The organism is Pedobacter insulae (genome assembly GCF_900113525.1).
In the GTDB taxonomy this organism is placed as follows: Bacteria; Bacteroidota; Bacteroidia; order Sphingobacteriales; family Sphingobacteriaceae; genus Pedobacter; species Pedobacter insulae.
On record NZ_FOPP01000010.1, the window covers coordinates 101,576 to 123,507 of the forward strand.

Here is a 21,932-nt window from a genome sequence, read left to right on the forward strand (position 1 = left end):
ATGAAAAATTTAAAGGTTATCGCCCTGCTTTTTATTGCAATGGGCAGTATCGGAAAAGTTAATGCGCAAGCGGATGAAATTGCACAACTGGCCCTGAACATAGAGAAGCTGGCCCAGTTCAAACAGATACTTACCGATCTTAAAAAAGGCTATGAGATTGTGAGCAAGGGATATGGAACGGTAAGGGATATTTCGGAAGGCAATTTTAATATTCATAAGAATTTTCTTGATGCGCTGTATGCTGTGAGTCCGCAGGTACGCAAGTACCGAAGGGTGGCAGAGATTATCGAATACCAGATCATATTGATCAAGGAGTATAAAGCGGCTTTTGCAAGGTTTAAAAAAACAGATGTATTCAGCCCTGATGAAATTGCTTATCTGGCAAGTGTCCATGAAAGGTTGTTTAAAAGCAGCCTGCGCAATATTGAAGAACTGACCATGATTATGACGGCAGGCCAGTTGCGCATGAGTGATGATGAAAGGTTGAAGGCAATAGATGCAATCTATGCAGATATGGAAGATAAGGTGATGTTCCTGCGCTACTTTAATAACCAGACCACGGTGCTTGCGCTGCAAAGGGAAAAAATACAGCATGACATACGCCTTTCTCAAAAAGCAAACGGATTAAACAAATAGATATGATGAAAGCAAAATTTGGAGCCGTAATGATTACGGCAATAGGGATGCTATTACCTGGAATCTGTGCTGCACAAGGCGTAGCAAATGAAATAAATGGACTTCATGGGGTGCTCGAACAACTGTACGATGAGATGCTGCCGCTTTGTAGCAGGCTGATTGGCGTAGGCCAGGGAATAGCAGGCTTTGCAGCACTCTGGTATATCGCATCCCGAATCTGGAAGCACCTTGCAAACGCTGAAGCAATAGATTTTTATCCGTTGTTAAGGCCGTTTGGTATTGGTTTATGCATCCTGTTTTTTCCTGCGGTGATCGGTGTCATTAATGGTGTGATGAAGCCCACCGTTTCAGGAACTGCGGCTATGGTTGAAGGGTCTAACAATGCCATCAAACTGCTGCTGAAACAAAAAGAGGAAGCACTTAAAAAAACCAGCAAATGGCAGATGTATGTCGGCCCGGATGGAAACGGAAACCGTGAAAAATGGTATAAGTACACCTACGGGGATGAGGAGGAAGGCTGGGTGGAAGGCGTTGGAAACGATGTGCGGTTCGCTACAGAAAAGATGGCCTATGGGTTTAGAAATGCAGTAAAAAATGCGATAAGCCAGGTGCTTGAAATTTTGTTTGAAGCCGCTTCGCTTTGCATCAATACACTTCGTACATTCCAGTTGATCGTACTTGCCATACTTGGCCCGCTGGTATTTGGCCTTGCGGTCTTCGATGGTTTTCAGCACACGCTTACCGTATGGCTTGCCCGGTACATCAACATCTTTTTATGGCTTCCCGTTGCAAATATCTTCGGGGCTGTCATCGCCAAAATTCAGGAGAATATGATCAAGATGGACATCAGGCAGGTCGAAGCTGCCGGAGATACTTTTTTTAGCGCCACCGACATCGGGTATCTCATATTTCTGGTCATCGGCATTGCAGGTTACTTTACTGTTCCTTCAGTGGCAAACTACATAGTACATGCAGCAGGTGGCGGTGCATTGCAGCAAAAAGTAACCAATGCATTCAGTTCAGGTACCAGCAGCATTACAGGTGCGGCCGGAGCTACTGCCGGTAATATCATGCATGCAGATAAATTTCTTAATGAGGGCCTCAGCGGCCAGGCTACCGGAAAGGGCATGGCAGGTTCGATGGGTAATGCATTAGGCTACGGAGGCAGCTATGTACATGATAAGCTCTCAGGCAATAAAAATTCATAACGTAAAGCAAGGCAATATTATGTTCAGGAAAACAAAAAATATAGATACAGCATTCAGACACATCAGGGCATTCTCCCTTGTGGTCATCATTACCAGTGCGATCATTTGCTGCTATGCAATATACAAGAGTTTCAAACTGGTATTTACCATGCAGGAAAAAGTGTATGTGCTTGCAAACGGTAAAGCATTGGAAGCTTTTGCTTCTGAAAGAAAGGACAACATCCCGGTTGAAGCAAGGGATCATATCCGGACGTTTCACCGGTTATTTTTCAATCTTGATCCGGATGATAAGCTGATCAAAGAGAATATTGGCAAGTCTTTGTACCTGGCCGACCAAAGTGCCAAACGGGAGTATGACAACCTAAAGGAAAAAAGCTATTACAGCAATATCATTTCCGGAAACGTAAGCCAGATCATCAGGGTAGACAGTATACTGATTAACGTAGATACGCACCCGTACCTGTTCCGGTGCATTGCTAAACTGGAAATCATCCGGTCTACAAGTATTGTACAGCGCAACCTGGTTACCGAAGGCTACCTGCGAAACATCAACCGCTCTGACAATAATCCCCATGGCTTCCTGATCGAAAACTGGAAGATTATAGCAAACAATGATGTAGAAATTAAACAACGTCAATAATGGAAACACAAAAAAGAAAGCTGGCAGATTGGCTCAGGACACAATCTGAAAAGCAGGCACCCCGCACGCGAAAAATCATCCTGTTCAGTATCGCACTGTTTTTATGTGCGTATGCTGTCGGGCTCATCCTTGGCGCTATAAGCTATGAGTTTCAAAAACCGGCAGGCATAAGCAAAGCTGCTGTGTTGAGATCTGATCCGGATGTACCAATGAAGAACAGAAGTACGTCATGGTATATCTCAAAATTCCGGTACCACATGGACAGCCTGAGCAAAACTTCGGCAGGTAGAATCCAAAGGGATAGTATTCTTCAAAGGCATCCGGGAATCATGGATACGATTGCCATGCTCGAACAAATAATTAATCACTCTAAATAATATCATTATGGTACAACAAAATCAAAAAATCGAAAAGCAGCGTAGGATGCTGTTTGCTTTTCCTGTCCTTGTCCTTCCTTTCATCACGCTTATTTTTTGGGCGCTTGGTGGCGGTAGTGGCAATCAGGTACAAGGCAAGGTGAATCCTGCCGGATTTAATGCAGAATTGCCAGGGGCAAAAAACAAGGAAGAACCGCTTGACAAAATGGGTTTCTACACCCAGGCAGAAAAGGATGCACTGGAAAAGGAAAAGCAGCAAAAGAATGACCCTTATTACAATGCTGAGCCTGATAGCCCTGAAACACTTTTGACAAATGAATCCTTCGCACCCATAACGAAGAACAGTTCTGCCCGCGTTTCAGATGGCGGTTCTTATGATCCCGATGAAAAGCAGGTGTATGAGAAACTGAACCAGTTGCAACGTGCGATAAACCAGCCGCCCGAAACCATCACTCCACCCATGGCTTCAAATAACATGGCCGGAAATCAGGTGGTAGAAGGAGACCTTAAACAGTTACAGGATATGATGGATCGCATGAACAACAGCACAGCACAGGAAGACCCACAGATGAAACAGGCTGGTGACCTGCTTGAAAGCATACTGGATCTCCAGCATCCGGAAAGGGTTCAGCAACGCATCAAAAAAGCATCGGAAGAAAACCGTGGCAATGTGTATGCTGTCTCCGCCTCCCAATCCGAAGAGCCTATTGGTTCATTGGGAGAAAATCAGTCTTCGCAACTTTTTGCTTCTAATGGTTTCTTTGGTTTGGATAACCCCGGAACGCAATTAAACGCAAGTGGCAATACTGCAATCAATGCTGTTGTACACGAAACACAGACATTGGTGAATGGAAGCACGATAAAGCTTCGCCTTATTGATCCGGTATATATCAATGGTGTGTTCATTCCAAAAGATCAGTTTGTGTTCGGGGTTGTTAGCCTGAGCGGAGAAAGATTGAATATCACCATTACAAGCATCAGAAATAATAACCAACTTTTTCCGGTGGAGCTTAATGTTTACGATATGGATGGGCTTGCCGGAATTTATATCCCCGGAGCGATCACAAGGGATGTCGCCAAACAGGGTGGTGAGCGTTCCATTCAGGGATTTAGTATGGCTTCGCTCGATCCTTCGCTTGGTGCACAGGCAGCCAATGCGGGCATGGAGATTACCCGAAACCTGTTAAGCAAAAAAATCAAGCTGGTGAAAGTAATGGTGAAGGCCGGCTATCGGATTATGCTGCTTGATGAGAAGCAGAACAAAAACAAATAATTCAATTTAATAAAACATAAAAGTATGAAAAATTTCAAATCATTATTGGCCTTCGCAGTTGTGCTGTTCACACTGCACGGCAATGCTCAGGAGCTGACCTTTGCAACGGATACGAAATCCAGAATTGAACCTCTTCAATTGGCTATTTCCTATCAGAAGACAACAAACCTGATCTTTCCCTATGCGATTAAAAGTGTAGACCGTGGAAGTGCCGAGGTATTGGTTCAAAAAGCAAAAGGGGTTGAGAATGTATTGCAGTTAAAAGCTGCTAAGGATAGCTTCAAAGAAACAAACCTTTCTATCATTACAGCAGACGGATCATTGTATTCATTCGTGTTGCATTTTGCACAGCAGCCTACCACGCTCAATCTGGAACTTGCCGATAAACCAATGGGCTATGAACCGGTTGCAATTTTCACAAGGGAGCATGATAACCAGCAGAAGATACTCACTGCATCTGAATACGTTTCAGGGAAACTAAAATCAATAAGAGGGCCAAGAGATAATAAGTTTAGCGTAGGCATGGGATTGAACGGGCTTTACATTAAAGATAACATCATGTATTACCAGTTGGAACTTCGTAACAAAAGTAATATCAGTTATGATATAGAGCAACTGCGTTTCTTTATCCGTGATAAGAAAAAAAGTAAGCGCACTGCGTCCCAGGAACTGGAGCAAACCCCATTGCACATTCATGGGAATGTAACTATACTTCATCAGCAATCAACACAGTACCTCGTTATCGCCTTACAGAAGTTTACCATTCCCGATAAAAAGGAGTTGATTATTCAGCTCATGGAAAAAAATGGTGGACGGCATTTAACACTGAGATTAAACAACAAGCATCTGATGCGTTCCGTCTCTTTCTGATTTTAAGTATTGTATTTGGAAAATATGAAGTTCTGAGGAGAGCATCTTTAAACGGTGAACTATGTTGATTAGAAAAGAAGAATATCGGGATGTGCTTGACTACCTGCAAAGGAACCGTTGGGAAGGTCAGGAATTTGTAGCGTTTCCTAATAGCTTTTCTGCTATTCATAAAGAAGAGTTATCCTGTTTCCCGACAGATTATGAAGCGCAGGAGTTTTGCTATGAAATGGCGACAGATCAGGATAAATATGGCTACCTGGCCATTCGATCTGCATACAGGGCAATGGCGGAAGCCAACGAAAATCATTCCCTGCTGATTGAAAAGCACGGAAGTATAGATGTTTCCATGATGGTAGCCAACCGATATCAACGATTGGAAAATGAACAATTAATTAATAACAATCAAAAAATAAAAATTATGAATGATGATAATGTTGAATACCTGTCCAATCAGGTAAAATACAGCGGGTTTGGTGATAACCTGACCGATGCTTTAAAATCAGAGATAGCCGGAAAAAAACCTGCTTTTACTTTAGTACATCAGCCGGAGTTCGGAGATGGCGATGTAAAGGCTACGCTGCACTTCAGGCGTTCTGAAGAAACAGGAATGGTTTTCTTTAACAGGTACGAACTCGAGGTCAAGCAATCAGCGGATACACTGAAGCAAACATTTTATATGGGCAAAGAAAATAACTTTACGCTTAAGGAAGCCTTTAACCTGATGAGCGGGCAGTCCGTTTATAAGGAACTGGAAAAACTTCAGAAAGTTGGTGAAGGACAAAATGCCCGTTATGAAGGTACAGGCGAAAAGTATAATGCATGGGTGCAGCTTGATTTTGAAGATGCTGATAGCAACGGGCAGTTTAAAATGAAATACTACCATGATAACTATGGTTTTAATCTGCCTGATGAACTGGCTAAACAACCGATCAAGGAACTTGATGATGTAGAAAAGAAAGCACAGATGATCCGGTCGCTGGAAAGAGGCAACCTGCATACTGTTACTTATATCAAAGACGGGGAAGAACATAAAGGCAGTATAAAAGCAGTTCCGCAGTTTAAGACTGTTAAGTTGTTTGATGAAAGCGGAAAAGAGGTAAGGCACAGTGAAGATAAAAAACAGGATCAAAACCAGTCTTCATCGCAGTCAAAAAAAAAGACTGAAAAGCAAAGTGCAGGTGATGATGAAAATTCAAAGCCACAGAAGAAACAAGCGAAAAAGCGCGGAGCGAAAATGTAATAATGGAAACCGGTAGTCTGCTTTCTGAATTCTTTAGGGCAATACAGAACAATCCCTGTATCGGTCCATCGCATGTAAGTTTTTATGCTGCACTTATCGAACTTCAGAAAGAAAAAGGATATAAGGAACCGATAGTAATTAAGCGCATAGAGGTTATGTCAATGGCTCGTATTGCAGGCATTTCAACTTACCACAGATTGTTGAAAGATCTTGTTGCAGGGGGATATATCCGTTATGAGGCAAGATTTGACCGTAAAGGAAGCAGGGTCTATCTGTAGCCTGCTATTGGTTTTGCATGTATAAATACCGGACAGTTTTGCTCCGGTATTTTTTTTAATAAATTATTGTGGAGAGGGAACAGTGATGGTGAAAAAAATAATGGATTTTAATAGCTCTAAAAAGACCAGTAATAAAAGAATGCATGATGTTACTATTGATGAAATAAGAGCATGTGATGAGTTCAGCCATTTATCTGATGCTGAATCGCTTGAAGTGATAAAAACGTTGAAAGAATTAACTGTTATTGTTTATAATTTCTACAAAAAAAGCAAACAGAAACAGTCATAATTGCAATCAATATTCGTATCTTGTAAATAGGAAATTATTGAAATTAAAACCGTGATTATGACAGAGATTTCATTGTTTAAATCGTTCGCAAAAGGAAGCGAAATAGCCAGCACCAAAAGAAGTACAAATTGTGTTATTTATACCCGTGTAAGTACAAAAGAGCAGGCGGATAACAATCTGAGTCTGGAGACACAGGGTAAAGCTTGCTTAAAATATGCTGAGAAATGTGGTTATTCAGTTTTGGCGAATTTTGGAGGAACGTACGAAAGCGCTCAGACCGATGAGCGGAAAGAATTTGCCTCCATGCTATCTTTCGTTAAAAAAAGCAAGTTAAAAATAGCATACATAATTGTTTATAGCCTTGAAAGGTTTTCGCGTAATGATAACTCAATATGGTTAAGCGGACAATTGCGGAAACTGGGTATTGAGATTGTTTCCGTTACCCAACCAATCGACACTTCAAATCCATCAGGCCAAATGCAGCAGAAGATGCTTTTTTTGTTTGGCGAATTTGATAATCAATTGCGCAAGCAAAAATGCATGGCCGGAATTAAAGAGGTTCTTCTTCGGGGTGAATGGCCTACAAAACCACCGTTGGGTTTTGATTCTGTCAGGGTTAATGGCAAGCGGAAAATAGTTGTAAATTCCAGGGGCAAGCTGTTAAGGCAAGCCTTCATTTGGAAGGCTGAAGAGAAATTGTCAAATGAGGCAATACGTCAGAGACTAATCGAAAAAGGCTTAAAGGTTTGTCATCAAAGAGTCCCTGAAATATTCAGAAATCCTTTTTATTGTGGCCTTGTTGTTCATAGGATGCTTGATGGCACAGTTGTCGAAGGCAAACATGAGCAACTCATCTCAAAGGAAATTTTCCTTAAGGTAAATGGTCTTCTTGATCTTAATACACATGGATATAAAATAGTCGAGAATAACGAAAACGTTCCCTTGAAACGTTTCCTTCATTGTCATACATGCGGTAAGCTAATGAGAGGGTATATTGTTCAAAGAAAGGGAATACATTATTATAAGTGCAGTACAATTGGATGTAGCAATAATAAAAATGCTGATGCTTTAAATAAACGATTTGAAAAGATTCTAGGATACTTTAATCTCGGAGTATCGGAAAAGTTTATTGGTGTTATTAAAAAGCAGGCCCTAACAACATTCAATCAACTGAATGATGGAAATGAAAAAAGTAAAGACGTTTATAAAGACTTAAGCCAACAACTAGTTGAGTTAAATAAAAAGATTGAACGGTTGGAAGAACGTTTTATTGAGGAGGAGATTACAAGAGAATTATACCTCAAGTATCTTGAAAAATATCAGGTCGATAAGAAGGAAATAGAGAGTGGTTTATTAAAGACTTCAAAAAGGGTGTCGAACCTTTCTGAATGTGTTGATTTGACCATTGATTTTGCCCTTAATATGCAGTCCAGATGGCTTACAGCGGATTATTACACAAAACAGCGATTGCAGTTTTTGATATTTCCGGAAGGTATTGGATATGATAAGAAAAATGATGAATGTCGAACCCCAAGAATAAATTCGCTGTTTGCGTATGTTGCTAATTTACAGCAGGTTTTGACTAAAAATAAAAGCGGCATACCAGAACTGGGTCTGAATTATGCCGCTTTTGCCGCTTTGGTAGCGGGAACGAGAGTTGAACTCGTGACCTCAGGGTTATGAATCCTGCGCTCTAACCAACTGAGCTACCCCGCCAATTTGAAAATAATAACCCGATTGTGGAATACTATTTTTTAAAGAGTTGCAAATATAGAATAAATTACTTTTCTTTAGAAATAATAAATAAAAAATAGTCCAATATTTTTACGAATTAGCCGTGTATAGGATGTCAGAAAAGAAAAAATTTACATTAGAATATGAATTGAGGTCATCTCCGCGCATACTGTTTAGTTTTATTAGCGAGCCCAATGGTTTGTCGCAATGGTTTGCAGACGATGTGATTTTTAGGGATCAGGTTTATACATTTACATGGGATGATGAAGTTCAAAAAGCTAAACTGCTCAGCATCAAAGAAAATAAATTGGTAAAATTTAAATGGCTTGATGATGAACCTCATTGTTATTTTGAAATGGAAATTGTTCAGGATGAGTTAACAAACGATGTTGCCCTAGCTATTACGGATTTTGCTACCGATGAAACGCGTGCTGAAAGAACAAAAATTTGGGACAATCAAATTACCTATCTGTTAAGCGTAATAGGTGCCTAAAAATTTGCGGGCTTTACCTATCTTTGCATATTGAAAAAGATACATTTACTGCTGATTAAGTCATTTATTAGGCCTTTTACCGTCACATTTTTTATTGTGATGTTTATCCTATTAATGTTTTTCCTATTTAAATACGTCGATGAATTTATAGGAAAGGGTTTCGAGTGGTACACCATTTTAGAGATAATGATGTATCAATCTGCCGTTAATGTGGCGATGGCCTTACCATTGGCTATTCTTTTGTCGTCTATCATGACATTTGGTACCTTGGGAGAGAATTACGAACTGGTGGCCATTAAATCAGCAGGTATTTCTTTGCAAAAGGCGATGCGACCTCTTTTTGTGCTTGTTATCTCCCTGTCTGTTGCATCCTTTTTCTTTTCCGATTATATGCTTCCCAAAGCCAATAGTAAATATTATTCATTGCTATACGATATGAGGAATAAGAAACTGTCATTTTTAATCAAGCCGGGAGTTTTTAATACCAGTATTACGAATTATGCCATTAAGGTAGATAGAAAGGGGTTAGTTAATCCAGATTCGCTTTTCGGTATCATGATTTACGATCATACTAAGGTAAATGATCCACGTGGTGTTCCGACAATTCTTTTGGCCAAAAAAGGTAGGATGATTAAAACCGAAGATGGAAGTACAATGATCTTGAAGTTAATTGATGGGATTAGGTACGAAGAGTCGAGAGGGAATGGAAGTACTGCGTATAACCCTCGTCAAGCATATACCCGGATGCGTTTTCAAGAAACTGAGGTTAAGTTAGATTTTTCCAGCTTTACTAGTTTTAATCGAACAGATGAGGAGAAGTTTCAGGACAATGCCCCCATGCTTAACCTTAGGGGGCTTACGAAACGTGCCGACTCTTTATCTAAAACTATAGATAGTTTAAATAAAGCAACTAAAGTGAATGCGGGCAGCTATTATAAACAAAATCACTACGTAAAAGGCTACACTAAAACTAAGGCAGCAATTAAGCGAATTAGGGAGAACATTATCGATGTTATACCGCCAAAGGATAGGTATTCCACAATACAAAATGCAATTGATTTAACTTCTAGCCTCCAGCAGGTAGTGAATAATCGAATAATGGAATATGATTTGAAACAGAAGGAAGTGTTAAAGTCAAAAATTGAATACCAGCGAAAATTTACCCTTGCGGTATCATGTCTGCTATTATTCTTCATTGGTGCCCCCTTGGGAGCTATTATAAGAAAAGGCGGCCTAGGATTACCTGTTGTAATTGCAGTTGTCTTCTTTTTAATTTACCATATTATATCAACTGTAGCAGAAAAATCGGCTAAGGAAGGCTCATTGGATCACGTATTTGGCATGTGGATGGCGGTCATTGTTTTAACTCCACTTGGTATATTTTTAACCTATAAGGCGACTGTTGATTCTGCAATATTTGATATAGATTATTATAAGCAAATCTTGGTTAATCTATTTAAGAAAGTATTTAGGCAGAAGACACAGGGGACAGCTTAAAACAGGCGGAGAATACTTACTTCCCAATGATATTTTACTTAAAAATTTGTAGTTAAAGATTGTAACTTTGTGTCAGAAATACAGGAAATGGAAATCAAGTTAAATTCGATTGAAGAGGCGCTGGATGATATTAAAGCTGGCAAGATTATTATTGTTGTTGATGATGAAGATCGCGAAAATGAAGGTGATTTCATAACCGCTGCGAGAAATGTAACTCCAGAGGTAATTAACTTCATGTCTAAATATGGCAGGGGCTTAATATGCGCACCATTAATTGAAGACCTTTGTGTTAAACTAGAATTGGACTTAATGGTTCAAAATAACACGGTCTTGCACCAAACGCCATTTACAGTATCGGTAGATTTGATTGGAAATGGCTGTACTACGGGGATTTCCACTCATGATCGTGCGAAAACCGTTCAGGCTTTAATTGATCCTGCTACTAAACCATCAGATTTGGGCAGGCCAGGACATATATTTCCGTTAAAGGCAAGACGCGAAGGAGTGCTCAGAAGAACCGGACACACTGAAGCTACAATCGATATTGCACGTTTAGCTGGTTTTGAGCCAGCAGGCGTGTTGGTCGAAATCATGAATGAAGACGGTACCATGGCTCGCCTACCTGATTTAATGAAGATTGCAGCGCAGCATGAGCTCAAAATCATCTCTATAAAAGATCTAATTTCTTATCGTTTAGCTGCCGAGAGTTTAATTAGAGAAGAAGTAACCGTTGATTTGCCTACTGCATGGGGCGAATTTAAAATGACTGCTTATACCCAACTAAGTAATAATGCTACGCATTTAGCCATTAGTAAAGGCGATTGGAGTATTGATGAACCCGTTCTAACCCGTATCCATAGCTCATGCGTTACAGGAGATATATTTGGTTCTTGTCGATGCGATTGCGGTCCTCAGTTGCATACCGCTTTACAAATGATAGAGCGTGAAGGTAAGGGGTTAATTGTATATATGAATCAAGAGGGTAGAGGTATTGGGCTGATCAATAAATTACGTTCCTATAATTTGCAAGATAAAGGCTTAGATACGGTTGAAGCAAATATTGAATTGGGTTTTAAGGGAGATGAACGTGATTATGGTGTTGGTGCCCAGATTGTAAGGGCACAGGGAGTAACGAAGATGCGTCTAATGTCTAATAATCCAGCTAAAAGGGCTGGCTTGATCGGTTATGGTCTTGAGATAGTTGAAAACATTGCAATTGAAATTGAAAGCAACAAACATAACGAGTCTTATTTAAAAACCAAAAGAGACAAGATGGGGCATCATATCATGAAGGGATAACTTATCTCAGTTATTTCTTTTGATTTTTCTTGCTTTGATCTATAATGGCTTCCTTGCTTAGCCTTAGTTTTTCTGCTTCAGCTGCTTTCTTTTTTTGATCACGTCGGTATTTTCCGGTAATTTTTTGGAAGAATTCCTTGAAAGTATCAAACTGCTGGTTATAAATTAATCCAAGAGACGTTACGTTCTGACTTTGGTCAACTCCTGGATTTGCGAATACACTTTGTTGGGTAGGCGGTTTATTTGCCAATTTACCAATCAAAGTCCCGTCTTTTTTGATTAAGGCAAGAATTTCAACTTCACGTCCTATATTGTCGTTATTAAATCCGATTGGTGAGAAATCATTCGCACTTTCACGGTCAACAATCCCCAGATTTGCAATAACGCGATCTCCAAAGAACTTAAAGGATGCGCTCGCATCATTAAACGACCTAATGTTAACATCGACGAAGTTTAAGTTGAGAGATGAGAGTATACTATTAATTTGGTTGAATATTAATTCTGTTGCCGTACTTGTACCTACAGAACCTAACTGTTTAGCAATATTCTCTTTACCAGATCCAGGTGCGAAACGTCTTTGAATGATAACACTTAACGCTTGGTATTTGGTATTATCCCCGTCACTAAGATAAGCTTGCAATTCTTCTTTTACTGCGGGACTTGCGGGGAAAAATATATCCAACTTAATCTCCGGTTTTAAAAGAAGTCCGCTTAACCCCATCTCTACCTCTGTTTGCACACGTTGGGTTAAGTAGGTGCTTACATCTCTATTGGCTGCAGTATACAAGTCTTTTAAGCTTGCTCGCAAAGCGTAGATTGCTTTTAGGTTAATCTGTGCATTTGCAGGATTTCCGGTCCATCTGATTGTTCCTCCTTGTCTAATCTCAAAGCGTTTATTGATGACCTCTTGCGCAGTAAAATCGAAATTTCCTGTTTCAATAATATAATCTCCCTTCATTTCAAAATCTCCCGCACTTGAAATATTTAGGTCGAGTTCCGCATTTCCCTTACCGCTTAGTTTTCCTAAGATTGTATAAATATTCGCAGTACTATTCGGGTCAACTTTTAACTTGAAGTTCATTCTTAGCCCATCAAAGTTATTTTTGCGTTTAACGATGCGCGTAGTATCCTTACTTACAAAAGTGATAAAATCTTTCTCTGATACGGTTTCGGTACTATTTAACGGAAGGTTGAAAACTGTACCTTTTTCCGTTTTTGCATCAATGTTAATAAGCATATTATTGGTAGGCCCTTCGAAGGAAAAATTACCGGTAGCATATGCTTTACCATAATAAACAGCATTATCTTTCGACGTTGTATTTAAAGCCATAAAATTAGTGGCTATCAATTTTACCTGAATATTAGGATTGTCTATATCGTTTAGATCGACGGTTCCATTGGCGGTTGCTTTATTGCCGTCTAAATCCGTCAACGTAAGATCATCAATATTGATTACGCTCTTACTTACGTTAACCTCATCATTTAATTTATAAGATGTTTTAAGATAGTTTACCGTAACCTGACCTTCATCAAATGACACATCTCCATTAATTTCCGGTTTACTTAAAGCTCCTTTTACTGTTAAATCTGCTGAAACGTTCCCTTTTAAATTGGACACCAGTTTCTTAACAAATGGCTCAAGTATTGTTAATTTGCTTTCGTCCATTTTAACATTCAGATCTATTTGTTTTTCTTTAAGATCTAGATCTCCAGTAATTCTAAAGGTCTCTTTATCGTTGGTTACAATTTTAGTATAAACGTTTGCCAGGTTTCTCGACTGATCAAAATTAGTTGTATCGGTTAGCTTGCCGATATAGATTTCATTTAAGGAAAGGGAATCTATTTCTAGATTGTCGGAAATGCGCGGTGCTTTTAATACATCTCTAAATTCGGTATTACCATTTACGTTTCCTGCCAATTTTATACCAAGAGTCCTAACAAATGGATTGAGTGTTGTTAGGCTAAAATTCTCAAATCCTATGAGTAGCATGTCTTTGGGGTCATCAGACAAAATTCCATCTACAGTAAGCAATTGTTTGCCATTACTAAGATCAAAGTTTGTAATTTGAGTTTTTCCTTCATTAAAGCTTATCTTAACTTTTTCTTGTATAGTCCAATCTTCATTATTAATTTTTAGGTTTGAGGGTAAAATGCTAATCCTTGCTGTGGTGTCGGTTGCAAATTCTACCAAACCGTTTAGATCCAGCTGGTTGGCATCATCTGCATTGGAAAGTTTAATGTTCAACGATAAGCTATCATTTCTTAACAGGTTTACAATGTTGACGTTTTTAATAAATAAACTGTCATTCAGATCTACACGATCGGAGGTAATAATTGCTTGTATTTGTTTATTAGTAGTGTTTTCATCGATAATTATATTGTTGGCGATGATTCCTTTATAAGTTAATTTTTTAATAAATCCATTAAGCGTTGCAGTATTGTTTCGGGAGTCAAAATTACCTACCAGCAAGGCTTGATCCTCTATTTTTAAACCTGGAACAATTAGTTCAGCAATGGGTTCAAATCTTTTTATCTTTAAATTGAAGCTGAAAATTTGAGTGTTGTAATTTATGATTTGAGCGTCTAATGATGGAATGTAAGTTTTGGCGATTGCCTTATAGTAAGAAACAATTGTATTTAAGTCATATTGTCCTTTAATGCTTGCATCAAGAATGTCGGAATTAATGGTTAGGCTTCTATCGATCCCTAATCCCATTGCATTAAGGTGAACTGAATCAACATTGTAAACGCCTTGTTTATTGGTTAAATTAATTTTCTCTATTAATAAATTGCCTTGAATGTTGTTTAAGTTGTTGCCTGAGAAATTAGTGCTGAAAGTTGCATCTACAAGCATGGAATCTTTCAAAAGATTGAGGGTTTTCAACCTTGCATTTTTAATGTTTGCATCAAACCTGAATTCAGGTAGTTTAGGGTTTAAATTTACGCTACCGTCAAATACTAGCTGAACATTTCGATCATTAATTGAGATACTCCCATCAAAGAGTTTCTTCTCGAAAGTCCCATTTATTTTTACGTTTCTATATCGATATTTATTAAAATCAATATAAGAAATATTGCCTTTTAGCTGTTCGCTTAGCTCTTTAATTTCTGTCCCTTTACCTTTTACATATAACTCTGACGAAAGTTTGCCCAAGCTTTTTTCATCAATCAATTCTCCTAAGTTGAAGTCAAATGTTTTTACATTCCCAGTATAGGAAGGGTTTCCGCTTTTATCGATTTTTAGGTTCACGTCGGATTTTATCCGGCCTAATTTAGTTTTAAACTCACCATAGGCTATAAAGTCATTTTGAAAACCTGTAAAGGATCCGTTGAAATTTATATTGCCAAATTTATTGATGATCTTTAAACTGGTGTCTAAGGGTTTACCGGTTAAATTGATCAATATTTCGTCCAAGTCTTTTTTATTAGTTCCTGCCATTTCAATCTTCAGGTCCATAAAAGTTTGTTTCCAGTCTGGCAGGCCTTTTATAGTGAAGTCCCCTTTGATGTGGGTAGCTTTCCCTGCCTTAATAGAAAGTTTTTTAGCTTTTAGATTATTTACCAAACCAGTAATTTGTCCATCTATATCGATAGCTAATTTTATCTCTTTTAGCGCAGGAGTGAAGTAACTGATGTCTGTTGATGACACATGGCTTGCTTTAAAATTCGCTTTCATGCGAACTTTATTTTCAAAATCATTGAAGTCCTTGAACCTCGAAAATTTCATTTGAAAATAATCAGTAAGATGTGTTTGATTGGTGACCAGTAATAATTTCTGTAGTTCAATAGCATTAGTATCTACTGTGGTAAGTGCAGTTAGATTTTTGAGGTAGAACCCACTTTTTTCCTTGAAAGTGAGGTTTTTAATATTTGCTTGAATAAGGTGTTCTTTAGTGTTTAATTTTTCAAAAATGCCATTAAGCCTAGTTAAACTTATATCTTCGAAATTAATCCCTTTAACAGCTCTATTTTTGCTGAAATCCTTATATTTAAAGCTGATGTTATTTAAAATAATTCTGTCAATAAGGAATTCGAATTTTTTCTTTTTCTTTTTCGGAGCAGTACCAGAATCAAAGTAATCAATGATAAAGTCTAAATTGGATGATTTATTCTGAAAGTCTTTTAAATAGAAGGAGCCATTGTTAACTTGTACTGTATTAACATCCAGTATTCTTTCTTTTAAAGATAGTCTATTTAAATCAACACTAAATTTTGGGAAATTCGCTAAAGTATCTTTTTGAAGGTCGAAAACGACAAGGTTCTCCAATACTAAAGATTTAAAGGGCTTAATGTAGAGGCTCCCTATGGTAATTGTTGTTTTTAGTTCTTTGGAAAGATAGGCAGCTGCTTTTTTTGCTGCATAAGTTTGCACAGGCTTAAATTGAAGCGAGAATATAACGATTGCGAGCAATATTACAATTGATGCAACAGTCCAAAGCAGTATTTTTAATAGTTTTTTAATATTTTTGTCTCTTAATTAATAATCATCATGTCCGTAATACTTGCTATTGAATCTTCCTGTGATGAAACCTCGGTTGCTATATGTAACAACGGCAAAATTACTGCCAATGTTATCGCAAATCAAACAATTCATGAAAATTATGGAGGGGTAATTCCAGAATTAGCATCAAGGGTTCATCAACAAAATATTGTTCCAACAATTCAACAAGCACTTATAAATGCCAAAGTTAATAAAAAGGATGTCAATGCGGTTGCTTTTACACAAGGTCCGGGTTTATTAGGTGCTTTATTGGTTGGTGTTTCATTTGCCAAATCGTTTGCGCTTGCGTTGAATTTGCCGTTAATAGCTGTTAATCATATGCAGGCACATATTTTGGCTCATTTTATAGATGAACCGAAGCCAGCTTTTCCGTTTTTATGTTTAACGGTTTCTGGAGGACATACTCAAATTGTTTTGGTAAAAAGCTATTTCGACATGGAAATTGTTGGGGAGACTTTGGATGATGCGGCTGGCGAAGCTTTTGATAAGACAGCAAAACTCTTAAATCTCCCATATCCAGGAGGACCACTTATTGATAAACATGCTCAAAGCGGAAACCCTGTAGCGTTTAAATTTCCAGTCCCTCAAATTCAAGATTTGAATTACAGCTTTAGTGGTTTTAAAACAGCTATACTGTATTTTATAAGGGACAAACAAAAAGAGAATCCATTATTTATTGAGCAAAATTTAGCTGATATTTGTGCTTCGGTTCAACATAGCATAGTGAGTATTTTAATGAATAAGTTAAAGAGAGCAGCTAAGCAGTATAATTGTAAGGAAATAGCTATAGCTGGAGGTGTTTCAGCTAATTCTGGCTTAAGAAATACCTTAATTGAGGCCCGGGATAGTATGGGTTGGAACGTCTATATTCCAGCATTTGAGTATTGTACTGATAATGCGGCGATGATTGCGATAGCAGGTTATCACAAATTCTTAGCAGGAGATTTTGTAGGGCAAGATATTTCGCCAATGGCGAGAATGAATTTTTAAATTAATGAGTTATGGGCACAAATAGTTTTATATTCTTCGGATTATTGTTAATTCCTTTAATTGTCTTCTTAATATGGGTTATTAAACAAGATAAAAAAAGAAACTACATAGGTTTAGTATTACTTGTGATAGGTATCGTTATTGCTACTTATTCTATTATTAAATTGGATAAGAAATATCTTGATCCACAAAACCCAAATACTGCAACAGAAGCTTCTCCGAAGTCATCAAGTTTTAAATAGCTAGGAGGTTTATTAACCTCGTAGTGTATTTAATAGAAAACGCTACGAGGTTTGGAAAAGGGGCGGAATTATCCTTCTTTATCTTCTAGTTTATCACCTGTTACTTCTGCTCTAATTTTTGTTTCGATTTCTTCAGAAAGTTCTGGATTATCTAATAACAATTGTTTTACGGCATCTCTTCCTTGTCCTAGCTTTGTTTCTCCATACGAGAACCATGAACCCGCCTTTTTAATAATATTAAAGTCCACACCCAAATCGATAATTTCACCCGTTTTAGAAATACCTTCTCCAAACATGATATCGAATTCTGCAATACGGAAAGGAGGTGCGACTTTATTTTTAACGATTTTAACTTTTATACGGTTACCTGATACTTCGTCAGAATCTTTAATCTGTGAAGTTCTTCTGATGTCCAAGCGTACGGAAGCATAGAATTTCAAGGCATTACCACCGGTGGTCGTTTCTGGATTACCAAACATTACACCGATCTTTTCACGTAATTGGTTAATGAAGATACAGCAACATCCTGTTTTAGAAATCGTACCAGTTAATTTACGTAATGCCTGGCTCATTAAGCGGGCTTGTAGACCCATTCTACTATCGCCCATTTCACCCTCGATTTCTGCTTTTGGCACTAATGCTGCAACTGAGTCAATAACAATAACATCAATTGCACCCGAACGAATTAAATTATCGGCAATTTCCAATGCTTGTTCACCGTTATCTGGCTGAGAAATTAATAGATTGTCAACATCAACACCTAGTTTTTTTGCATAAAACTTATCAAAGGCATGTTCCGCATCAATAAAGGCAGCAATACCTCCATTTTTTTGAGCTTCAGCAATAATATGAGTTGCCAAGGTTGTTTTACCAGACGATTCAGGCCCATAGATTTCGATAACACGGCCTTTAGGAACGCCTCCAATACCCAAGGCAATATCTAAGCTAATAGAACCGGTTGAAATTGATTCAATGGCTTCTACAGCTTGATCTCCAAGTTTCATTACTGATCCTTTTCCGTATGATTTTTCTAACTTATCTAAAGTTAGTTGTAAAGCTTTTAATTTTTCTGTGTTTGGATTCATGTCTTTAGGCTGTTTCATCTGATTCTAATAAAATAATTGTATCGGCTAATAAATATTGTAATGCTAATAACTTTAGCAAACATATCAATTTTATTTTGATTAATACAAATATTTTAGAAAATAAATTTTATTTATCAACAGTTAAGCTAATTTCTTTAGTTTTAACGTGTTTCTGATAATATTGACAAAAGTGTGTGAGTTCGCAAATACTACATTTGGGATTACGAGCAACACATACATATCTTCCATGAAGAATTAACCAGTGATGTGCCATTGCGATGGTATTTTCTGGTAGATTCTTCACTAAATCTTTCTCAACCGCTAAGGGAGTTTTGCCCTTTGTTAGGCCTAGGCGATTGGCTACCCTGAAAACATGGGTGTCTACCGCCATCGCAGGTGCGTCATATATTACAGACGCAATAACATTTGCGGTTTTTCTACCAACACCAGGCATTTTCTGTAACTGGTCTATGTTTGCGGGAACTTCGTTATTAAATTCGTTAACTAACATATTCGCCATCCCTACTAAATGTTTAGCTTTATTATTGGGATAGCTTACACTTCTAATATAATCAAAAACGATATCTGGCGTTGTTTCGGCTAACGCATTTGCATTTGGAAATCGTTGGAAAAGTGCAGGCGTAACCTGGTTAATGCGCTTATCAGTGCATTGAGCAGATAGAATTACGGCGACTAGTAACTGGTAAGGATTGTTATAATGTAACTCAGTTTCGGCGTTCGGTTGTTTGGTTGCAAAATGACTTACAAAGTGACGATACCTCTCTTTTTTTAACATTTACAAATATAAGTATCAGGACAAGGTTATCAAGCTTTGCTTACATTAAGGCAATATTTCTTCAGAGCGATATTTTTCAATATTAACCACAAGGCAAATAATGCACCTAAAAATGCCATTGCGGCACCAACTGAAGCTGGGGAAGTGTAGTCATAACCGTATACTATCGGGATTCCTCCAAAAAAAGCACCCAAAGCATTTCCTATATTAAAACTGGCTTGGCTAACCGATGCGGCAATCATTTCCGAACCCTTAGCGGCATTGATCATCAACATTTGAATAGGTGCAGCGAGAGAGAAAGCTACAGCGCCTGTGATAAAAGTCATCACTAAAGCCAAAATAGGATTGAAAGTAACGTAGTGTACAATGATTAGGGTAATAACCATCGCTATTAAAAGACTTAAAGTTGACTTACTTGGGGAGAATTTATCGGCAAGATAACCCCCGAAAAAGTTCCCGACCATCATCCCCATGCCTGCAAGCATTAAAATATAGGTTACGGTATTTTCTGAAAAGCCTGCAACGGTAGTCATCAATGGAGAAATATAGCTATACCAGGAAAATAATCCACCAGTGCCTATTGATATCATAAAAATGATAATCCAGGCTTTTTGTTGCGTAAAAAAACTTAGTTCCTTTTTTAAGTTTCTATTTTCACTAGCAGGAAGTGCCGGGAGCCACGCTTTTAGACACCAAAGGGTAATTAAGCCAACAAAAACCACAATGGCAAATGAGAAGCGCCAAGAGAAATTGTGGCCAATAAATGTTCCCAATGGAACACCAATAATGTTCGCCACAGTTAACCCGGCAAACATTAATGATACCGCTTGTGCGGCTTTGCCTTTTTCTGCTATTTTGCTTGCAACTACAGATCCAACACCAAAAAAAGCACCATGAGGTAAACCTGATAACAGTCGTGCAATAAATAAGATATTGAATGTTGGGGCAAAGGCAGAGAATGCATTAAATGCAGTAAATAATAACATTAAGGCAAATAATATTTTCTTTGGCGGATATTTGCCAGCGATGCCTACTAATAGGGGAGCGCCGATAACAACCCCCAAAGCATAGGCAGAAATTAAATAACCGGCCTGTGGAATAGTGACCGCTAAATCTTTTGATATATCTGGTAACAGACCCATCATTACAAACTCTGTAATACCGATTCCTAAGCCGCCAAGGGTTAATGGGAGAAATTTTTTACTGATCATCTTAGTGTTATTTAGACACTAAGCAAAAGTAGGTGTTTTGTAGGTTGCCACACTAGCTTTTTTAAATTATTGCAGGGCTATGATATGAAAAAAGCTAACACATTGACAAAATTTTAAACTTTGTCAATGTATTAGCTTGGGAATCCTTTAGGTAATTACTTCTTTTTAGCGTAAGCTAAGATTCTTTCAATGGTTTCATTGGAAGGCTCAACCATAAGCTGATCTAATTTCGGTTTGATGTTGTCGTAAAACATTTCATCTTGCGTTTTAGCGGGTTCAGCTGTCTGTTTATCAGTAGCTTGTTTTGAGAAGTTTACAGAATTAGGTGAAGTAGAGGTTTTAACCATACGCGAAAAATATAATTTAAGTTTAAATCTTAACGCAGTTTATTTTGTTTTATTTTACTGAATATACATATTTTTTTATTCAAGCCAAATAAAATTCTATAAATTAAGTGTTTAGGGTGGCCTAAAGCCTGTAATTCTAGGCTAATTGCCGATTTTTCTAAATTAAATTTTTTAATACCAGCGGAAATTTATCCGCCTTTGTAAGTCACTTCTTTAACCTTCATCATTTTGCGCAAATTGCTTAAAGCATATCTCATTCGGCCTAATGCCGTATTAATGCTTACATCAGTAAGGTCTGCGATTTCTTTAAAACTAAGATCTGCGTAATGTCGCATAATTAACACCTCTTTCTGCTCATCTGGTAAGAGTTGGATCATCGTTCTTAAATCCGCGTGGGTTTGTTCACGAAGCATTCGCTCCTCCGCACTTTCTTCAAGAATTTGAATAAGATTTAACACATCAGTTCCATCGGCACTTGTAATTACGGGTGCACGTTTTTCTCTTCTAAATGAATCAATTACCAAATTATGAGCAATTCGCATCACCCAAGGCAAGAATTTGCCTTCCTCATTGTATCTCCCACTGCGGAGGGTGTTTATTACTTTGATAAAAGCGTCTTGAAAGATGTCTTCGGCCAAGTAATGGTCTTTTACCAATAGGTAAATGGACGTATAAATTTTTGATTTGTGGCGTCTTAATAGTTCTGCTATAACAGATTCTTCTCCGCTAAGATATAACCTCACCAAATCCTGATCACTGTGCTGCTGTAATTTCATAGGAGTGCGTATATTAAAATCTCTCTTTTATTAAAAAAATAATAAGTAGCTCTTTAATCTATAGCTTGTCTCCTATGTTTTAAGATATTGGTTTGTAAAACGGTTAGTTATAAATTCAAATGACGGATTTTTTTTTGATAATACAATAAA

At 37.9% G+C, this 21,932-nt stretch carries 21 protein-coding genes and 1 tRNA gene; 15 read left to right on the forward strand and 7 right to left on the reverse strand.

The features are described from left to right. The 10 genes from BM207_RS15760 (at nt 1) to BM207_RS19465 (ending at nt 8,494) form a co-directional block, all read left to right on the forward strand. The gene (locus BM207_RS15760; RefSeq protein ID WP_090996504.1) at nt 1–636 is read left to right on the forward strand and encodes a hypothetical protein; all 636 of its coding nucleotides are present in this window, start codon (nt 1–3) and stop codon (nt 634–636) included. Nucleotides 637–638: 2 nt separating this feature from the next. Then, nucleotides 639–1,844 (forward strand): conjugative transposon protein TraJ, encoded by a 1,206-nt coding sequence (gene traJ / locus BM207_RS15765; RefSeq protein WP_218155067.1) that lies wholly within the window; start codon nt 639–641, stop codon nt 1,842–1,844. A gap of 19 nt (nt 1,845–1,863) precedes the next feature. Further along, nucleotides 1,864–2,484: a conjugative transposon protein TraK gene (gene traK / locus BM207_RS15770; protein ID WP_090996710.1), complete on the forward strand. Its 621-nt coding sequence runs from the start codon at nt 1,864–1,866 to the stop codon at nt 2,482–2,484. Then, nucleotides 2,484–2,861: a hypothetical protein gene (locus BM207_RS15775; RefSeq protein ID WP_090996507.1), complete on the forward strand. Its 378-nt coding sequence runs from the start codon at nt 2,484–2,486 to the stop codon at nt 2,859–2,861. Before traK ends, BM207_RS15775 begins: the two co-directional genes overlap by 1 nt. A gap of 7 nt (nt 2,862–2,868) precedes the next feature. After that, nucleotides 2,869–4,134 (forward strand): conjugative transposon protein TraM, encoded by a 1,266-nt coding sequence (gene traM, locus BM207_RS15780; protein WP_090996509.1) that lies wholly within the window; start codon nt 2,869–2,871, stop codon nt 4,132–4,134. A gap of 24 nt (nt 4,135–4,158) precedes the next feature. Further along, nucleotides 4,159–5,004, forward strand: a complete 846-nt coding sequence (gene traN, locus BM207_RS15785) for a conjugative transposon protein TraN (protein ID WP_090996512.1) — start codon at nt 4,159–4,161, stop codon at nt 5,002–5,004. Between the two features lie 61 nt (nt 5,005–5,065). After that, the gene (locus BM207_RS15790) at nt 5,066–6,244 is read left to right on the forward strand and encodes a hypothetical protein (RefSeq protein WP_090996515.1); all 1,179 of its coding nucleotides are present in this window, start codon (nt 5,066–5,068) and stop codon (nt 6,242–6,244) included. Between the two features lie 2 nt (nt 6,245–6,246). Continuing rightward, nucleotides 6,247–6,522, forward strand: a complete 276-nt coding sequence (locus BM207_RS15795; protein WP_090996519.1) for a hypothetical protein — start codon at nt 6,247–6,249, stop codon at nt 6,520–6,522. A gap of 100 nt (nt 6,523–6,622) precedes the next feature. Further along, a complete protein-coding gene (locus tag BM207_RS15800) occupies nt 6,623–6,811 on the forward strand; it encodes a hypothetical protein (RefSeq protein ID WP_143095983.1) in 189 nt (62 codons plus the stop codon). Between the two features lie 57 nt (nt 6,812–6,868). Beyond that, complete coding sequence (locus BM207_RS19465; protein ID WP_394332975.1) at nt 6,869–8,494, forward strand: recombinase family protein; 1,626 nt, start codon at nt 6,869–6,871, stop codon at nt 8,492–8,494. On the opposite strand, the gene BM207_RS15810 is transcribed toward BM207_RS19465, so the two are convergent. Beyond that, a tRNA-Met gene (locus BM207_RS15810) sits at nt 8,451–8,527 on the reverse strand. The two genes, BM207_RS19465 and BM207_RS15810, sit on opposite strands and share 44 nt — an antisense overlap. 130 nt (nt 8,528–8,657) lie before the next feature. Here BM207_RS15810 and BM207_RS15815 point away from each other — a divergent pair. The 3 genes from BM207_RS15815 to BM207_RS15825 all read left to right on the forward strand — a co-directional run bounded on the left by BM207_RS15815 (nt 8,658) and on the right by BM207_RS15825 (nt 11,834). Next, nucleotides 8,658–9,038, forward strand: a complete 381-nt coding sequence (locus tag BM207_RS15815) for an START-like domain-containing protein (RefSeq protein WP_090996525.1) — start codon at nt 8,658–8,660, stop codon at nt 9,036–9,038. Nucleotides 9,039–9,068: 30 nt separating this feature from the next. Further along, nucleotides 9,069–10,535: an LptF/LptG family permease gene (locus BM207_RS15820; protein ID WP_090996528.1), complete on the forward strand. Its 1,467-nt coding sequence runs from the start codon at nt 9,069–9,071 to the stop codon at nt 10,533–10,535. A gap of 87 nt (nt 10,536–10,622) precedes the next feature. Continuing rightward, the gene (locus BM207_RS15825) at nt 10,623–11,834 is read left to right on the forward strand and encodes a bifunctional 3,4-dihydroxy-2-butanone-4-phosphate synthase/GTP cyclohydrolase II (RefSeq protein WP_090996531.1); all 1,212 of its coding nucleotides are present in this window, start codon (nt 10,623–10,625) and stop codon (nt 11,832–11,834) included. A gap of 10 nt (nt 11,835–11,844) precedes the next feature. On the opposite strand, the gene BM207_RS15830 is transcribed toward BM207_RS15825, so the two are convergent. Continuing rightward, entirely contained in the window at nt 11,845–16,206 is a 4,362-nt protein-coding gene (locus tag BM207_RS15830; protein ID WP_090996716.1) for a translocation/assembly module TamB domain-containing protein, read from the reverse strand. 117 nt (nt 16,207–16,323) lie between these two features. On the opposite strand from BM207_RS15830, the gene tsaD reads away from it, so the two are divergent. Both tsaD and BM207_RS15840 read left to right on the forward strand, forming a co-directional pair. Beyond that, nucleotides 16,324–17,325: a tRNA (adenosine(37)-N6)-threonylcarbamoyltransferase complex transferase subunit TsaD gene (tsaD, locus tag BM207_RS15835; protein WP_090996535.1), complete on the forward strand. Its 1,002-nt coding sequence runs from the start codon at nt 16,324–16,326 to the stop codon at nt 17,323–17,325. A gap of 11 nt (nt 17,326–17,336) precedes the next feature. Next, on the forward strand, nt 17,337–17,567 hold the full coding sequence (locus BM207_RS15840; RefSeq protein ID WP_090996538.1) for a hypothetical protein: 231 nt from the start codon (nt 17,337–17,339) through the stop codon (nt 17,565–17,567). A gap of 68 nt (nt 17,568–17,635) precedes the next feature. Here the strand turns inward: BM207_RS15840 and recA are convergent, their stop codons facing one another. The 5 genes from recA to BM207_RS15865 all read right to left on the reverse strand — a co-directional run bounded on the left by recA (nt 17,636) and on the right by BM207_RS15865 (nt 21,782). Next, complete coding sequence (gene recA, locus BM207_RS15845) at nt 17,636–18,652, reverse strand: recombinase RecA (RefSeq protein ID WP_090996719.1); 1,017 nt, start codon at nt 18,650–18,652, stop codon at nt 17,636–17,638. A 127-nt stretch (nt 18,653–18,779) separates the two neighbouring features. Further along, the gene (gene nth / locus BM207_RS15850; protein ID WP_090996541.1) at nt 18,780–19,448 is read right to left on the reverse strand and encodes an endonuclease III; all 669 of its coding nucleotides are present in this window, start codon (nt 19,446–19,448) and stop codon (nt 18,780–18,782) included. 29 nt (nt 19,449–19,477) lie between these two features. Continuing rightward, complete coding sequence (locus BM207_RS15855) at nt 19,478–20,659, reverse strand: MFS transporter (RefSeq protein WP_090996544.1); 1,182 nt, start codon at nt 20,657–20,659, stop codon at nt 19,478–19,480. A 155-nt stretch (nt 20,660–20,814) separates the two neighbouring features. Beyond that, a complete protein-coding gene (locus tag BM207_RS15860) occupies nt 20,815–21,006 on the reverse strand; it encodes a hypothetical protein (RefSeq protein ID WP_090996546.1) in 192 nt (63 codons plus the stop codon). A 188-nt stretch (nt 21,007–21,194) separates the two neighbouring features. After that, the gene (locus BM207_RS15865; RefSeq protein ID WP_090996550.1) at nt 21,195–21,782 is read right to left on the reverse strand and encodes an RNA polymerase sigma factor; all 588 of its coding nucleotides are present in this window, start codon (nt 21,780–21,782) and stop codon (nt 21,195–21,197) included. Nucleotides 21,783–21,932 lie beyond the last annotated feature (150 nt).

What these genes read in the sequence shown, in the direction of transcription:
- BM207_RS15760 (WP_090996504.1), top strand. Translation starts at nt 1, where the DNA reads ATGAAAAATTTAAAGGTTATCGCCCTGCTTTTTATTGCAATGGGCAGT.
- traJ (WP_218155067.1), top strand. Translation starts at nt 639, where the DNA reads ATGATGAAAGCAAAATTTGGAGCCGTAATGATTACGGCAATAGGGATG.
- traK (WP_090996710.1), top strand. Translation starts at nt 1,864, where the DNA reads ATGTTCAGGAAAACAAAAAATATAGATACAGCATTCAGACACATCAGG.
- BM207_RS15775 (WP_090996507.1), top strand. Translation starts at nt 2,484, where the DNA reads ATGGAAACACAAAAAAGAAAGCTGGCAGATTGGCTCAGGACACAATCT.
- traM (WP_090996509.1), top strand. Translation starts at nt 2,869, where the DNA reads ATGGTACAACAAAATCAAAAAATCGAAAAGCAGCGTAGGATGCTGTTT.
- traN (WP_090996512.1), top strand. Translation starts at nt 4,159, where the DNA reads ATGAAAAATTTCAAATCATTATTGGCCTTCGCAGTTGTGCTGTTCACA.
- BM207_RS15790 (WP_090996515.1), top strand. Translation starts at nt 5,066, where the DNA reads ATGTTGATTAGAAAAGAAGAATATCGGGATGTGCTTGACTACCTGCAA.
- BM207_RS15795 (WP_090996519.1), top strand. Translation starts at nt 6,247, where the DNA reads ATGGAAACCGGTAGTCTGCTTTCTGAATTCTTTAGGGCAATACAGAAC.
- BM207_RS15800 (WP_143095983.1), top strand. Translation starts at nt 6,623, where the DNA reads ATGGATTTTAATAGCTCTAAAAAGACCAGTAATAAAAGAATGCATGAT.
- BM207_RS19465 (WP_394332975.1), top strand. Translation starts at nt 6,869, where the DNA reads ATGACAGAGATTTCATTGTTTAAATCGTTCGCAAAAGGAAGCGAAATA.
- BM207_RS15815 (WP_090996525.1), top strand. Translation starts at nt 8,658, where the DNA reads ATGTCAGAAAAGAAAAAATTTACATTAGAATATGAATTGAGGTCATCT.
- BM207_RS15825 (WP_090996531.1), top strand. Translation starts at nt 10,623, where the DNA reads ATGGAAATCAAGTTAAATTCGATTGAAGAGGCGCTGGATGATATTAAA.
- tsaD (WP_090996535.1), top strand. Translation starts at nt 16,324, where the DNA reads ATGTCCGTAATACTTGCTATTGAATCTTCCTGTGATGAAACCTCGGTT.
- BM207_RS15840 (WP_090996538.1), top strand. Translation starts at nt 17,337, where the DNA reads ATGGGCACAAATAGTTTTATATTCTTCGGATTATTGTTAATTCCTTTA.
- recA (WP_090996719.1), bottom strand. Translation starts at nt 18,652, where the DNA reads ATGAATCCAAACACAGAAAAATTAAAAGCTTTACAACTAACTTTAGAT.
- nth (WP_090996541.1), bottom strand. Translation starts at nt 19,448, where the DNA reads ATGTTAAAAAAAGAGAGGTATCGTCACTTTGTAAGTCATTTTGCAACC.
- BM207_RS15855 (WP_090996544.1), bottom strand. Translation starts at nt 20,659, where the DNA reads ATGATCAGTAAAAAATTTCTCCCATTAACCCTTGGCGGCTTAGGAATC.
- BM207_RS15860 (WP_090996546.1), bottom strand. Translation starts at nt 21,006, where the DNA reads ATGGTTAAAACCTCTACTTCACCTAATTCTGTAAACTTCTCAAAACAA.
- BM207_RS15865 (WP_090996550.1), bottom strand. Translation starts at nt 21,782, where the DNA reads ATGAAATTACAGCAGCACAGTGATCAGGATTTGGTGAGGTTATATCTT.